Annotated in this window: 9 protein-coding genes; all 9 read left to right on the top strand. The window is 62.9% G+C overall.

Translation table 11 applies throughout. The features are described from left to right. Positions 1 to 71: 71 nt before the first annotated feature. The 9 genes from rplJ to rpsG all read left to right on the top strand — a co-directional run bounded on the left by rplJ (position 72) and on the right by rpsG (position 14,889). Complete coding sequence (rplJ, locus tag BT122_RS02355) at positions 72 to 590, top strand: 50S ribosomal protein L10 (RefSeq protein ID WP_059052890.1); 519 nt, start codon at positions 72 to 74, stop codon at positions 588 to 590. Between the two features lie 84 nt (positions 591 to 674). Further along, positions 675 to 1,055: a 50S ribosomal protein L7/L12 gene (gene rplL, locus BT122_RS02350; protein WP_032110549.1), complete on the top strand. Its 381-nt coding sequence runs from the start codon at positions 675 to 677 to the stop codon at positions 1,053 to 1,055. A 543-nt stretch (positions 1,056 to 1,598) separates the two neighbouring features. Further along, positions 1,599 to 5,117: a DNA-directed RNA polymerase subunit beta gene (gene rpoB / locus BT122_RS02345; protein ID WP_072354423.1), complete on the top strand. Its 3,519-nt coding sequence runs from the start codon at positions 1,599 to 1,601 to the stop codon at positions 5,115 to 5,117. 5 nt (positions 5,118 to 5,122) lie between these two features. After that, positions 5,123 to 9,568 (top strand): DNA-directed RNA polymerase subunit beta', encoded by a 4,446-nt coding sequence (locus BT122_RS02340; protein WP_059052904.1) that lies wholly within the window; start codon positions 5,123 to 5,125, stop codon positions 9,566 to 9,568. 173 nt (positions 9,569 to 9,741) lie between these two features. After that, positions 9,742 to 10,086 carry an ArsR/SmtB family transcription factor gene (locus tag BT122_RS02335; protein ID WP_082667171.1) on the top strand — a complete coding sequence of 115 codons (345 nt, stop codon included), beginning with the start codon at positions 9,742 to 9,744 and terminating at the stop codon, positions 10,084 to 10,086. A gap of 439 nt (positions 10,087 to 10,525) precedes the next feature. Then, positions 10,526 to 12,532, top strand: a complete 2,007-nt coding sequence (locus BT122_RS02330) for a heavy metal translocating P-type ATPase (RefSeq protein WP_083432262.1) — start codon at positions 10,526 to 10,528, stop codon at positions 12,530 to 12,532. 106 nt (positions 12,533 to 12,638) lie between these two features. Continuing rightward, the gene (locus BT122_RS02325; protein WP_072354422.1) at positions 12,639 to 13,748 is read left to right on the top strand and encodes a glycerol dehydrogenase; all 1,110 of its coding nucleotides are present in this window, start codon (positions 12,639 to 12,641) and stop codon (positions 13,746 to 13,748) included. Between the two features lie 253 nt (positions 13,749 to 14,001). Next, a complete protein-coding gene (rpsL, locus tag BT122_RS02320) occupies positions 14,002 to 14,373 on the top strand; it encodes a 30S ribosomal protein S12 (RefSeq protein ID WP_032110544.1) in 372 nt (123 codons plus the stop codon). A 45-nt stretch (positions 14,374 to 14,418) separates the two neighbouring features. Next, positions 14,419 to 14,889: a 30S ribosomal protein S7 gene (gene rpsG, locus BT122_RS02315; RefSeq protein WP_072354421.1), complete on the top strand. Its 471-nt coding sequence runs from the start codon at positions 14,419 to 14,421 to the stop codon at positions 14,887 to 14,889. The last annotated feature ends 4 nt before the right edge of the window (positions 14,890 to 14,893 follow it).

Genomic DNA, 14,893 nt, shown 5'->3' with positions numbered 1-14,893 from the left:
GGCCCTCTCATGCGAGGGGCCCGCCGCGTCGGCGGATCGTGCCCGGAAACGCATGAGAAGGAGGTGTTCACATGCCAGCACAGTCCAATATCGACATGCTCGAGAAGGTCAAGGGTTCCCTCGAGGCTTCCAAGGGCGTCTTTGTCGTTGACTACCGTGGCCTCACCGTCAAGGAGGCCCAGGAGCTCCGTCGTGCCCTGCGCGAGGCCAACGCACACATGAAGGTCTACAAGAACAACATCGTGCGCATTGCCCTCAATGAGGCCGAGATGCCCAACATCGACGACATGCTCAAGGGCACCTGCGCCTACGTCTTCTACGAGAAGGATCCTGTCGAGGCCGCCAAGGTTCTGAAGCAGGAGGCCGACAAGCTCAAGAAGATGCAGATCCTGGGTGGTATCGCCGACGGCAAGGCCATTTCGGCCGAGGAGGCTCTCGCGTACGCCGAGCTCCCGTCCCGCGACGAGCTGCTCGCCAAGCTCGTGTACGTCATTGGCAGCCCGCTCTCCGGCATTGCGCAGGTGTGCGCTGGTCCCGCCAGGGGCCTCGTCACCGCGCTCCAGGCGGTCGCCGACAAGCAGGCCGCCTAGCGTCCTGCCGCACCACACGCACTACCCGCACTACCAGACAAACCTGAGGGCACCCAAGGTGCCCCAACACAAAGGAGAATTAGCATGGCTGCTACCAAGGAAGAGATCATCGAGGCCATCAAGGAGATGCCCGCCCTCGAGCTTTCCGAGCTCGTCCACGAGCTGGAGGACGTCTTCGGCGTGTCCGCCGCCGCCCCCGTCGCCGTTGCCGCTGCCCCCGCAGCTGGCGCTGCTGCCGCCGAGGAGGAGGAGAAGACCAACTTCGACGTTGAGCTGACCTCCTTCGGCTCCAACAAGATTGCCGTCATCAAGGTTGTCCGCGCCCTGACCAGCCTCGGCCTCAAGGAGGCCAAGGACAAGGTGGAGTCCGCTCCTACCGTCCTGCTCGAGGGTGCCAAGAAGGAGGACGCCGAGGACGCCAAGAAGCAGCTCGAGGAGGCCGGCGCCACCGTCACCCTGAAGTAACTTCGGGTTTCTCGGACGCTCTGCTTGAGTTCAAGGGGTCGGGCCACATGGCTCGACCCCTTTTTGTATGCGGGGTGCGGGGGACCTTAACAGCGCCTATGTGCTTGCCATCGCTCCGGTAACAGGGGTTGCCTAGCCCGACTCGTTGTTACCGGCACGGAAGATCGAGAAACCCTCAACTGCGGAAACTCAGCGGCCCCTTGCCGGGGCGGTAACAAGCGTGCGTTGCAGCAAGCCGTTGTTACCGGCACGTCTAGGTTTTGGTGTATTTGCCCAGTTGATGCCCCGCAGCCTTAATGGAACGGTAGCAAGCCGTCATATCCTGGCGTCGCGTCCAGTCCATGGGTGCCAGTGGCTCGCCGAGCCCCCATGATTCCTCCACAAGCTTTCTGGGATTTTGCGGGAAACGCGTGAAAACTTGGAGAATCTAATAGAAAATGCTGGGCAAGTCAAGACTTGTTGTTGACGAAAGTCTTGACCTTGGCTAGATTACTAGTTTGCGACAATTGCCGCCTTCCACCCTTTTGAAGGAGGAAAAGCCTGGTGTCTACCGCAAAGACTTCTCTTACTAAACCGCAAGTCACCCGTAAGCGCAAGAGCTTTAGCAAAATCCCGCCTGCGATGGAGCTGCCCAACCTCATCTCCGTCCAGAAGGACTCGTTCAAGCACTTCATGACCGACGGCATCGCCGAGTCCTTCGCGGAGTTCTCGCCTATCGAGAACTCCGCCGGGACCATGCAGGTGACCTTCGGCGAGCACCAGTTCGGTGACCCGTCCCACAGCCTGGCCGAGTGCCGCGCCAAGGACCTGTCCTACCAGGCGCCTCTCTTCGTGGATGTGCGCTTCATCAACAAGGAGACCGGCGAGATCAAGGAGCAGCTCGTCTTCATGGGCGATTTCCCGCTCATGACCGATCGCGGCACCTTCATCATCAACGGCTCCGAGCGCGTCGTCGTCTCCCAGCTGGTCCGCTCGCCCGGCGTCTACTTCGCCGCCGAGATGGACTCTGGTGTTCTCGTCCACCGCGTGCAGTTCATCCCCGCACGCGGCGCATGGCTCGAGTTTGAGGTCGACAAGCGCGGCCACCTTGTGGTCTCCATCGACCGCAAGCGTCGTCAGAGTGCAACGTCGTTCCTGCGCGCCCTGGGCATCGCCGAGACCGACGACGAGATTCTCTCGCTTCTCGGTGACTCCGAGGTTGTCCGCTCGACCATCGAGCGCGACGTTGCGACAACACGCGAAGACGCACTTCTCGAGATTTACCGTCGTCAGCGCCCCGGCGAGCCCCCCACTGTGGACTCCGCCCGTTCGCTGCTCGACGGCCTCTACTTCAACCCGCAGCGCTACGACCTGGCTCGTGTTGGCCGCTATAAGGTCAACAAGAAGCTTGGCCTCGACGTTGACGACAACGAGCGCGTGATCACCAGCGAGGACATTGTGGCTGCCCTCCGCTACCTCCTGGCTCTCCACGCCGGCGACGAGACCAAGCACACCGACGACATCGACCACTTTGGCAACCGTCGTGTACGCACCGTGGGTGAGCTTGTCCAGAACCAGTTCCGCATTGGCATGAGCCGCATGGAGCGCGTTGTGCGCGAGCGCATGGCCTCCCAGGACGCAGATGACATCACGCCTCAGTCGCTGATTAACATCCGCCCGATCGTGGCGGCTATCAAGGAGTTCTACGGCTCCTCTCAGCTGTCGCAGTTCATGGACCAGGCCAACCCGCTGGCCGGCCTCACGCACAAGCGTCGTCTCTCGGCCCTTGGCCCTGGCGGCCTTGCCGGCCACAAGTCTGGCTCCAGCCGCCGTACCAACGTGCCGACGGCCGTCCGCGACGTTCACAACTCGCACTACTCCCGCATGTGCCCCATCGAGACCCCCGAGGGCCCCAACATCGGCCTCATTGGCTCGCTGGCGCTCTATGCGCACGTGAACGACTACGGCTTTATTGAGGCGCCGTACCGCAAGGTCGTCGACGGCAAGGTCACCGACGAGATCGTGTGGATGACCGCCGACGAGGAGGAGAACCACAACATCGCGCCGGCCAACACCCCCGTTGACCCCAAGACGCGACGCTTTGTGGTCGTGGACTCCAAGGGCAACATCACCAACCCCGACCGCGTCATCGCCCGTACGCGCGACTTCGACGGCTCCTTTGGCGCTCCTGCCCAGGTTGAGGTTTCTGACGTCGACTTCATGGATGTCTCGCCGCGTCAGATGCTCTCCGTCGCAGCCAACCTCATCCCGTTCCTCGAGCACGACGATGCCAAGCGTACCCTCATGGGCGCTAACATGCAGCGTCAGGCCGTGCCTCTGATTCGTCCGCACGCCCCGTACGTGGGCACGGGCATGGAGGCTCGCGCCGCCCTCGACTCCGGCGAGGTCATCCGCGCGGCTCACGCTGGCGTTGTCGACAAGGTCGACGCCGCCCACGTGGTTGTCTACTCCGACGAGCACGGTGCCGAGGACTACGAGCTGCCCAAGTACCAGCGCTCCAACCAGAGCACCTGCATCAACCACCGTCCCATCGTGCATGTGGGCGATCACGTCGAGGCTGGCCAGCCCTTGGCTGACGGCACTTCGATTGATCACTCCGAGCTCGCGCTCGGCGTGAACCTCACCGTGGCCTACATGCCGTGGGAGGGCTACAACTACGAGGATGGCATCATCGTCTCCGACCGTGTGGTTCAGGAGGACCTGCTCACCTCGATCAACATCTCCCGTCACGAGATCGACGCCCGCGACACCAAGCTCGGTCCCGAGGAGATTACCCGCGAGATTCCCAACCAGTCCGAGGAGATGCTCGCAAACCTCGACGATGACGGCATCATTCGCATTGGTGCCGAGGTTGGCCCTGGCGACATCCTGGTGGGCAAGGTCACGCCTAAGGGCGAGACGGCCCTCACCGCCGAGGAGCGCCTGCTCCGCGCCATCTTTGGTGCCAAGGCCCACGACGTGCGCGACACCTCGCTCAAGATGCCTCACGGCGCCTACGGCCGCGTTGTCGACGTCGTGCGCTTTAGCCGCGAGGCCGGAGACGACCTCCAGCCCGGTGTGAACGAGCTTGTCCGCGTCTTCGTTGCCCAGCGCCGCAAGATTCAGCAGGGCGACAAGATCTCCGGCCGCCACGGCAACAAGGGCGTTGTGTGCAAGGTCCTGCCCGTCGAGGACATGCCCTACATGGCCGACGGCACCCCTGTGGACGTCCTTCTCGACCCGCTGGGCGTTCCTTCTCGTATGAACGTTGGCCAGCTGCTCGAGTGCCACCTTGGCTGGGGCGCAACCCACGGCTGGGATGACACCACGCCGGATTCCAAGACCTACGTCCCCGGCCCCATCCCCGTGGCCACGCCCGTCTTTGACGGCGCGACCGACAAGGAGGTCGCCGAGATCATCCGCCGCACCAACGTGAACCTTATGAACAAGGCCATGCTTGAGTACGGCAAGCACATGAACGCTGACTTCGTGCCGCAGCTCAACGACCGTGGCAAGACCACGCTCTACGACGGTCGCACGGGCGAGGCGTTCAAGAGCCCCATCACGGTTGGCACCTCCTACATCCTGAAGCTCGGCCACATGGTCGACGACAAGATCCACGCGCGTTCGACCGGCCCCTACAGCCTCGTCACGCAGCAGCCCCTGGGCGGTAAGGCCCAGTTCGGTGGCCAGCGCTTCGGCGAGATGGAGGTCTGGGCCCTCTACGCCTACGGCGCGGCCAACGTCCTGCAGGAGATTCTCACGGTCAAGTCCGACGACACCAACGGTCGCGTGAAGACCTACGAGGCCATCGTCAAGGGCGAGAACGTTCCCCCCGCAGGCATCCCAGAGTCCTTCAAGGTCCTCGTCAAGGAGATGCGCTCCCTCGCGCTCGACATCGAGCCCATCTCCTACAAGAAGAAGGCCGAGCCCAAGGCAGAGGAGGAGAAGCCCACGGCCAAGGAGAACCCCGTGGACGTCTTCGCCAACATCAACACTACCGATGACCTCGTCAAGGGCCTTGCCCGCGACCTCGGCGAGTCCGACAACCTCGTCGGCGACGCCAACAGCGATAAGGAGTAGCGACTGTGGCAGAATTCGATACCACCGACTTCGACGCTATCAAGATCTCTCTCGCCTCTGCCGACCAGATTCGCAGCTGGTCGCACGGCGAGGTCAAGAAGCCCGAGACCATCAACTACCGCACGCTCAAGCCCGAGAAGGACGGCCTATTCTGCGAGAAGATCTTTGGTCCCGTGAAGGACTGGGAGTGCGCCTGCGGCAAGTACAAGGGCATCCGCTTTAAGGGCATCGTCTGCGAGCGCTGCGGCGTTGAGGTGACCACCGCAAAGGTGCGCCGCGAGCGCATGGGCCACATCGAGCTTGCCGCACCCGTGAGCCACATCTGGTACTTCAAGAGCCCCGCGAGCTTCCCAATGTCGCGTCTGCTCGACATGAAGAGCAAGGATCTTGAGAAGGTCCTCTACTTCGCGAGCTACGTGATTACCGACGTCGACACCGAGGCCCGCGAGGCCGATGCCGACGACCTCAAGGAAGAGCTTGCCGCAGACCTCGAGGAGCTGGACGCCGAGCGCGACGACCAGATCGAGCGCCTGAAGGAGCAGGGTCAGGCCTCTGGAGACGAGTTCGACGACGTCGAGCCGCTCTCCGAGGAGGAGGTCCGTGCCGGCATTGCCGACCTCGAGGAGGAGTACGAGGAGGAGAAGGCGCTGCGCCGCGAGGCCTACGAGCAGTTCATGCAGCTCGAGAAGCGCCAGCTCATCTCCGACGAGGCGCTCTTCTCCGAGCTCAAGCGCTACTACGGCATCTACTTCAAGGGCGGCATGGGCGCCGAGGCCGTGCGCGAGCTGCTCCGTGGCATCGACCTCGAGAAGGAGGCCACCGAGCTCCGCGCCATCATCGCGTCCGAGGACTCCCAGAAGCAGAAGCGCGAGAAGGCCATCAAGCGCCTGGAGATTGTTGACGCCTTCCTCAAGGGCGGTAACGACCCTGCCAACATGATTCTGGACGTCATTCCCGTGATTCCGCCCGACCTGCGCCCCATGGTGCAGCTCGACGGTGGCCGCTTTGCCGCGTCCGACCTGAACGACCTCTACCGTCGCGTGATCAACCGCAACAACCGACTCAAGCGCCTGCTCGACCTTGACGCCCCCGCGATCATCGTCAACAACGAGAAGCGCATGCTCCAGGAGTCCGTGGATGCCCTCTTTGACAACGGCCGCCGTGGTCGTCCCGTCACCGGCCGTGGCGGACGCCCGCTCAAGTCGCTCGCCGAGGCCCTCAAGGGCAAGCAGGGCCGCTTCCGCCAGAACCTGCTGGGCAAGCGTGTCGACTACTCCGGCCGTTCGGTCATCGTGGTCGACCCGCACCTCAAGCTGCACCAGTGCGGTCTTCCCTCGGCCATGGCGCTCGAGCTCTTCAAGCCCTTCGTGATGCGTCGCCTGGTCGAGCTGGGCAAGGTCGAGAACATCAAGGGTGCCAAGCGCGCCATCGACCGCGGCATGCCCGCCGTCTGGGACGTGCTCGATGAGGTCATCCAGGATCGCCTGGTGCTTCTCAACCGCGCACCTACGCTGCACCGCCTCTCCATCCAGGCCTTCGAGCCGGTCCTTGTTGAGGGCAAGGCAATCCACCTGCACCCGCTGGTGTGCGCCCCCTTCAACGCCGACTTCGACGGCGACCAGATGTCGGTCCACGTGCCTCTCTCCACGCAGGCGCAGACCGAGGCGCGCGTCCTCATGCTCTCGACCAACAACCTGCGCAAGCCTGCCTCCGGCGAGGTCGTTACCGTGCCTTCCCAGGACATGGTCTTTGGCACGTACTTCCTCACCACCGCCAAGGACGGCGCCGAGGGCGAGGGCCGCGTCTTCGCGGACTTCGATGACGCCATCCTTGCCTTCGACAACCGCGACAACCTGGACATCCAGGCCAACATCAAGGTTCGCGTGAGGGCCCAGGACGCCAACGTTGTCGAGAACGGCCGCAGGATCTTCCGCACCTTCGACAAGTGGAACAGCCCCGTGGACTACGACGTCACCGATCACTCGGTGCGTGTCGACACCACCGTTGGCCGCGTTATCTTCAACACGCGCTGCCTGCCTGCGGACTACCCCTTCATCAACTACAAGATGAACAAGGGCGACATCAAGAACCTTGTCAACGACGCGTGCGATCGCTACAGCACCGCGGACGTCGAGCCTATCCTCGACGCCATCAAGGAGACGGGCTTCCACTACGCCACCGTGGCTGGCCTTACGGTCTCGGTCTGGGATGCCGTCATCCCGCCCGAGAAGCAGGAGATGCTCGACGAGGCGCAGGACAAGGTCGACGAAATCAACGAGTACTACGAGGACGGCTTCCTCTCCGAGAGGGAGCGCCACGTGGAGGTCGTCAACGCCTGGACCGAGTGCACCAACGAGCTTGGCTCCAAGATGCTCGAGGGCTTCGCCGAGGACAACCCCATCTACATGATGGCTGACTCCGGCGCCCGTGGTTCAAAGACGCAGCTCCGCCAGCTCGCCGGTATGCGTGGCCTCATGGCCGATATGTCCGGCGATACCATCGACCTGCCCATTAAGGCAAACTTCCGCGAGGGCCTACTCCCGCTTGAGTACTTCATCTCCACCTACGGCGCCCGCAAGGGCCTCGTGGACACGGCCTCTCACACGTCCGACTCGGGCTACCTTACCCGCCGTCTGGTCGACGTGGCACAGGACGTCATTGTTCGCGAGGAGGACTGCGGCACCGACGAGGCCGTGACCTACCCGCTCATCAAGCCGGGCGAGAGCGACGTGGACACCGACCTCATTGGCCGCTGCGCACTCAACGACATCGTTGATCCTGCCACTGGCGAGGTTCTCATCGCTCGCGACGGCTACATCGAGTCCAAAGACGACCTTAAGATGCTCGTTGCCCACGGGCTCAAGAAGGTCCAGCTCAGGGCCCTTCTCACCTGCAAGTCCAAGTACGGCGTCTGCCAGAAGTGCTATGGCTGGGACCTCTCGACCCGTCGTCCCGTCAACATCGGCACGGCCGTTGGCATCATCGCGGCCCAGTCCATCGGCGAGCCGGGCACCCAGCTCACGATGCGTACGATTCACTCCGGCGGCGTCGCTGGCGCTGACGACATCACGCAGGGCCTCCCCACGGTCGCTCGCATGTTCGACGTCGTCGGCAACGTCAACGAGAAGATCCTTGGCCGCGAGGCAGACCTCGCGCCCGTCTCGGGTACTCTGCTCATCACGCCCGAGCAGACCGAGTACCTCATCCGTATCGTCGACAGCGACGACCGCTCCCGCATCCTTGAGGAGTGGCGCATCCCCGCGTCCGCGCGCTTCATGCCGGGCATGGAGGACGGCGTCGAGGTCCGCGCCGGCGACCAGATCACCCGCGGCTTCGTCAACTTCCGCAAGCTGCGCAAGCTCACCGACATCGAGTCGACGATGCACACCTTTGTCGCCTCTGTCAAGGACGTCTACACCTCCCAGGGCGTCGACCTCAACGACAAGCACATCGAGGTCATCGCCCGCCAGATGCTGCGCCGCGTCCAGGTGACCAACCCCGGCGACTCCCAGTACCTCCTCGGCCAGTACGTGGACCGCTACGTCTTTGCCGACACGGTGCGCAACGTTGCCCTGGCTGGCGGCACTCCGCCCGAGGCGGAGCCCGTCATCCTTGGTACGCTCAAGGTTGCCAGCTCCATCGACTCCTGGCTCTCCAGCGCGTCGTTCATCCGCACCGCTGGCGTCCTCACCGACTCCTCCATTGCCGGTGACGTGGACCACCTGCTCGACCTCAAGTCCAACGTCATTGTGGGCAAGCAGATTCCCGCCGGCACCGGCCTCTCCGCGTACCGCGGCGTCGAGCTTACCTACCATGGCACCAAGATTGACGGCCCCACCTCCCCGCAGGCGCAGAGCCTGCCCGAGTGGGCTCCCGACGAGCTCAAGGGTATCGAGGAGAAGCTCCCCAAGCAGCTCGACTGGGTGGGCGACGACTACGGCTACGGTGGGGTCTACTCGAAGAACGGCCGCACCCTCTCCAGCGAGGATGCCAAGCTCTACCTCTTCGACGACCTTGGCGTCTCGCAGCGCTGGACCAACAAGTTCAGCGAGGTGGGCATTGAGACCGTGGGTGACCTTATCGGCAAGACCGAGGATGACCTGCTGCGCATCGATGGCATTGGAGCCAAGGCTATCGAGGAGCTTCGCGACGGCCTTGAGGCCCGTGGCCTGCTCTACATCCTCGAGCCGGATGACGACGAGGCAGATTCCGAGGACCTCTCGCAGCTCCTCAACATGGTCTTCTCGCCCGATGCCGACTCTGACATCATGCTGGGCACCGCAGCTCCCGCCAAGCACCACTACGACGACGAGCTTATCGGCGGGTCCTCTGACGCGCAGTCCAACGACTCCGACGTCATCAACGAGGACCTGGGCTCCCTGGACGACCTGCTTTCGCAGGTAGTCAAGCAGGAGAACGCGTCTGACGACGGTGACGAGAACAACGAGTAGCCCACGCACGGGCCAGGCGGCAAACCTGTCGCACAGATAGACAAGCGGGCCCCGGCATCGTGCCGGGGCCCTTTTGTGTGCGTGGCCCCGGGCTCGTGTGGCAGCCAAGTGGTAACCGGGTACCATGAACCAGAATGAGAGTTGATGTTGCCGCCAACGGTGGGGGAGGACCCATGAATGAGGCGTGCTCGAGGGACCTTCTCGACGAGTATCTAGCTAACGACGACGTGGTCTATGACGCCACGCAGATTTTTGACGCGCTCTCTGACCTGACGCGCTTCCGAATTTTGGGGGCGCTCTCGCTGGGCGAGAAGAGCGTCTCCGACCTTGAGGAGATTTGCGCCGTCTCGCAGTCGGCAATATCGCACCAGCTACGGCTGCTTCGCGACCGTGGGTTGGTGACGGCCCGTCGCGACGGGCGTCGGGTGATTTACTCGCTGGCAGACGAGCACGTGACCACCCTCATCTCCGTTGGCCTGCTGCACGCCGCCGAACCCGTGCGTGCCAGCGAGGAGTAGGTTGTCTCGCCGCTTGATTGGCGTTGTCCCCCTCAACGTAGCATCGTTCTATAGCGGAATCTGAGAAGGGCGATACTTTTGACCTGCGCAAACGTCCGTCTGAGTTCTCAAAAACCGATAAAGAACAGGAATGCGGGCGGGGTCGCTTTGCCACTCGCCGCAGGGTAGCTATAGGTCGATGTCTTCTCTCGGCTCAATTTATTGCGCGAAATTTCTTGATGAGTGGTGAGTCAACTGGGTGGTTGCTGTATCGGCGAGAAATATCGCGCAATAACAGCGAGCTGAAGGCAAGGCTAAAGCCAGTATGACGATCAGGTGCAGAGGTCTCCGTTGACCAGGGGATACCATCGTGGTAATGTTCGTATGAACACGTGCTCATGTGTTCACGAGATTGGACATCTGAGCGCCTAGGTGTACGGCTGAACTAACGGAGGACACGATGTCTTGCTCATGCTGCCACCACGAGGATGACGATAAGGACGAGAAGACCGCCTGCGCTACCTGCGCCGATGCCAATGAGGAGACGCTCGAAGGCGAGGGCGACGAGGAGGACGAGGATGATGACGATGAGGACCCGTCGGTCCTCAAGCGTCGCATTATCATTGCTGCCGTGCTTCTCGTTGCGGCGGTCATCATCCAGCGCGTAACGAACCTTCCGCTCTGGGCGCAACTCCTCATCTACCTGCCGTCCTACGTGGTCGCGGGAGGTAGCGTTATTGCCGAGGCCACCGAATCCGTGGCGCACGGGCACCCCTTCGACGAGGACTTCCTCATGTCCATTGCCACCATTGGTGCCCTGCTCATTGGCTTTGTGCCCGGTGGAGAGCCCCAGTTTGCCGAGGCCGTCTTCGTAATGCTCTTCTTCCAGGTGGGCGAGCTCTTCGAGGGCATCGCCGAGGGCAACTCCAAGCGCTCGATCAAGGAGCTTCTGGACATCCGCCCCGATGCCGCAAACGTTGAACGCAACGGTGAGGTGGTCGTTGTCGACCCCAATACGGTGCAGGTGGGGGAGGTCATCCTGGTAAAGCCTGGCGAGAAGATCCCCCTCGACGGAACTGTGATCGAGGGTACTTCGAGCCTCGACACCCGTGCCATCACGGGCGAGTCCGTGCCGCGCTCGGTCAAGCCTGGCGAGGATGCGTTCTCTGGCTGCGTGAACCTTTCCGGCGTGCTTCGCCTGCGCGTGACCAAGGCGTTTGGCGAGTCCACGGCAAGCAAGATCATCGACATGGTCAAGAATGCCGGCTCCAGCAAGTCCCACTCGGAGAAGTTCATCAAGCGCTTCGCCAAGGTCTATACGCCCATCGTGGTCTACCTGGCCATTGCTGTGGCGATACTCCCGCCGCTCGTCTCGGGGGACTTTGGCGCCAACTTCGCCAAGTGGCTCCTGCGTGCTCTCACCTTCCTCGTGGTCTCGTGCCCCTGCGCGCTGGTCCTCTCGGTGCCCCTCGCGTTCTTCGGTGGCATTGGAAGCGCCTCCAAGCACGGCATCCTCGTAAAGGGTTCGAACTACCTCGAGGCCCTGGCAAATGCGCAGGTTGTCGTATTCGACAAGACGGGCACGCTCACCAAGGGCGTTTTCAAGGTCACTACGGTCCATCCGTCGCGTCTAACCGAGGAGCAGCTCCTCCACCTTGCGGCTCACGTGGAGCACAACTCCACGCACCCCATCGCGGCCGCGCTTCGCGATGCCTATCCCAGTGACCACGACGGCTGCACCGTGTCTGACGTCACCGAGGAGGCAGGCCACGGCGTGCTTGCCACGGTCAACGGTCACAGGGTGGCCGTTGGCAACGACCGGCTGATGGATGAGGTGGGCGTCACCTGGCAGGGCTGCCACACCTCCGGGGGCACCGTGGTGCACGTGGCCGTGGACGGCGAGTATGCCGGCCACATCCACATCTCCGACGAGGTCAAGGATGACTCCCGCGAAGCGATTGCCAACATCAAGGCCGAGGGCGTCCGCCGCTGCGTAATGCTCACGGGTGACCGCGAAGCAACCGCGGCAAGCGTTGCTCGCGACCTCGGGCTAGACGAGTACCACGCGGAGCTTCTCCCGGCGGACAAGGTCGATCGGGTCGAGCGCCTCCTCGGCGAGCGCGAGAGAAACGCGACGCTCGCCTTTGTGGGAGACGGCATCAACGATGCGCCTGTTCTCGCACGAGCGGACGTGGGAATTGCCATGGGTGCCATGGGCTCGGACGCCGCCATCGAAGCCGCCGACGTGGTTCTCATGGACGACAAGCCCTCCAAGATCGCTGTGGCCATCCGCATTGCCCGCCGCACCATCCGCATTGCCCGGCAGAACATCGTCTTCGCCATTGTGGTGAAGGTCGCAATTCTCTGCCTGGCCGTGGTTGGTCTCGCCCCCATGTGGCTGGCAGTTTTTGGCGACGTGGGCGTTATGGTTCTCTGCGTCCTCAATGCCATGCGGGTGCTGCGCTAGTTTGGGCAACTGGAATTGTGGCGGCATTTCGCATGGCCCCGTGGGATACTTACAGCGATGCCACGCGGGAGGATCGTGGCCGGACAAGTGCGAAAGGGAGACTGTCATGAAGCTGTTGCGTGCGATGCGTGAGCCCCTGAAGTACGTCCAGGGCAAGGGTGCCCTGCTCAAGTTCAAGGACGAGATGGGCTACATGGGCAAGCGCTGGCTCTTCGTCTGCTCGAGGAGCGGCTACAAGGCCTGCCACGACCAGCTCGAGGAGAGCTTCGGCGACGCCGATGACTATCGTCGCTACGAGGTCTTTGGCGGCATCTCGAGCAAGGGCGAGATTGCCAAGATGCAGGCGATAGTCGAGGAGGACAAGATCGATGCCGTTGTCGCCGTCGGCGGCGGCTCCGCGGTAGATACCGCAAAGGCAACTGCCTACTACACCGGCAAGCACGTGGTGATCATCCCCACTGTTGCTGCGACGGACGCCCCCTGCACCGGCCTCTCCGTCATCTACAACGATGACGGAAGCTTTGACAAGTACCTGTTCTATCCCACCAACCCCGATGCGGTCATGGTGGACTCGCAGGTCATCGCCAACGCCCCTGTGCGCTTCCTGGTTGCCGGCATGGGCGACGCCCTGGGCACCTACTTCGAGGGCCGCGCGTCCCTGCGCACCGAGTCTCCCAGCCTTGAGGGCACGGGCATCACGCGTGCAGGCATGGCCCTCGCGAAGCTCTGCTACCAGACGCTGCGCGACTACGGCACCCAGGCGCTCGCCGCGTGCGAGAAGCACGTGGTGACTCCCGCCCTCGATGCCATCATCGAGGCAAACGTCTACCTGTCAGGCGTCGGTGCCGACAACGTTAACTGCGCCGCTGCGCACTCCTTCTATAACGGCCTCACCTCGCTCGGTGGCCACAGCGTGCCTCACGGCAACTGCGTTGCCTTCGGAACGCTGGTGCAGCTCACGCTCGAGGGCGCTACGGAGGAGGAGTTCCTCGACGTGCAGGAGTTCTGCCTTGAGGTGGGTCTGCCGGTCACGCTGAGCGAGCTGGGTGTCAAGACCGACGACGAGATCCGTACCATTGCCAAGAACGCCTGCGTCCCCGGCGAGACGATCCACAACCTCGCTGGAGACGTCACTCCTGATGAGCTCTATGCCGCCATCGTGGCCACCGATGCCATTGGCAGGGCGGTCCTGGGCCTGGATGACGAGGAGGACTAGCGCCTCTCGCCAGTCCAGAGAAGGCACTATCTGAGGGCGGGGCGTCACTTTGGTGGCGTCCCGCTCATCTCTCAAGAAGGCGAGCGGATTGCGTGTACGAAGCGTGGAGAAGGGATACGCCCGGTCCCGTGGCTTTTTGACAACTGCAGGGAGCGCGCGTAACGTATCACCTCGCGCCAATCCAGGGCGACGGTGCTGCGCTGCCCTTAAGATTCGTGTACAAGCACGTAGATAGGTATAGAAGGAGAGAACTTTGCCTACCATTAACCAGCTCGTCCGCCACAGCCGCGTGAGCGTCAAGGCCAAGTCCAAGAACGCCGCGCTCCAGCACAACCCCCAGAAGCGTGGCGTCTGCACCCGCGTCTTCACCACCACGCCCAAGAAGCCTAACTCCGCCCTCCGCAAGGTCGCCCGTGTGCGCCTCGTGAACGGCATCGAGGTCACCGCCTACATCCCCGGCGAGGGCCACAACCTGCAGGAGCACTCCATCGTGCTCATCCGTGGCGGCCGTGTTCGTGACCTCCCTGGTGTCCGTTACAAGATCATCCGTGGCGCCTATGACTGCGCTGCCGTCCAGAACCGCAAGAAGGCCCGTTCCCGCTACGGCGCCAAGCGCGGCAAGTAAACCATCGCAAGCAACGCAAGCAAACCGTTCTAGGGAGATATAAACATGCCGCGTCGTGCAGCAGCAGTGCGTCGTGAGGTCCAGCCTGACGCCGTCTACAACAACCGCCTCGTGACCCAGCTCATCAACAAGGTCCTTCTCGATGGCAAGAAGGCCACCGCGGAGCGCATCGTCTACGGTGCCTTCAACATGGTCGCCGAGAAGACCGGCGAGGATCCCCTCTCCGTCTTCAAGAAGGCCATGGACAACATCCGTCCTACGCTCGAGGTCAAGCCCAAGCGCGTCGGTGGCGCCACCTACCAGGTGCCCATGGAGGTCAACTCCCGTCGTGCAACCACGCTCGCCATCCGCTGGCTCGTGAACTTCTCGCGTGCCCGCAAGGAGAAGACCATGGCCGAGCGTCTCGCCAACGAGATCATGGACGCCGCCAACGGCGTCGGCGCCTCCGTCAAGCGTCGCGAGGACCTCTACAAGATGGCAGAGGCCAACCGCGCGTTCTCTCACTACCGCTTCTAGTCCG

Origin of the sequence: Olsenella sp. kh2p3 (assembly GCA_900119625.1) — a bacterium.
Classification (GTDB): domain Bacteria; phylum Actinomycetota; class Coriobacteriia; order Coriobacteriales; family Atopobiaceae; genus Tractidigestivibacter.
Note: the sequence above shows the minus strand (reverse complement) of the source record. Positions and strands in the feature narration are given on the sequence as shown.

Coding starts and splice junctions, on each gene's coding strand:
- rplJ (WP_059052890.1), top strand. CDS start 72: ATGCCAGCACAGTCCAATATCGACATGCTCGAGAAGGTCAAGGGTTCC.
- BT122_RS02335 (WP_082667171.1), top strand. CDS start 9,742: ATGAATGAGGCGTGCTCGAGGGACCTTCTCGACGAGTATCTAGCTAAC.
- BT122_RS02325 (WP_072354422.1), top strand. CDS start 12,639: ATGAAGCTGTTGCGTGCGATGCGTGAGCCCCTGAAGTACGTCCAGGGC.
- rpsG (WP_072354421.1), top strand. CDS start 14,419: ATGCCGCGTCGTGCAGCAGCAGTGCGTCGTGAGGTCCAGCCTGACGCC.
- rplL (WP_032110549.1), top strand. CDS start 675: ATGGCTGCTACCAAGGAAGAGATCATCGAGGCCATCAAGGAGATGCCC.
- BT122_RS02330 (WP_083432262.1), top strand. CDS start 10,526: ATGTCTTGCTCATGCTGCCACCACGAGGATGACGATAAGGACGAGAAG.